This window comes from Pseudomonas agronomica, assembly GCF_025917275.1.
Taxonomy (GTDB): Bacteria; Pseudomonadota; Gammaproteobacteria; order Pseudomonadales; family Pseudomonadaceae; genus Aquipseudomonas; species Aquipseudomonas agronomica.
Window position 1 is genome coordinate 1 of sequence record NZ_JAOSHO010001170.1, and the last position, 229, is coordinate 229.

At 61.6% G+C, this 229-nt stretch carries 1 protein-coding gene; it reads left to right on the top strand.

Features of this window, described 5'->3' with window-relative positions:
- Positions 1–229 (top strand): sigma factor-like helix-turn-helix DNA-binding protein (locus tag OC610_RS29420; protein ID WP_269808118.1); only part of this gene is annotated, 229 nt, incomplete at both ends.

Below are 229 nucleotides of genomic sequence, written 5' to 3' on the forward strand. Positions count from 1 at the left end.
GCTTTCCAATCGCCGGCCAATTACCTTGAAGACCACCGGTACGACCCGGCGCGTCAACTGGAAGACGCCGACTGGAGCGACAACTCCAACACCAACCTGCACGAAGCCCTGGAAGTGCTGGACGAGCGCAGCCGCGATATTCTCTACCAGCGTTGGCTGGCCGAGGAAAAGGCCACGCTGCACGACCTGGCGCAGAAGTACAACGTGTCGGCCGAGCGGATTCGTCAGC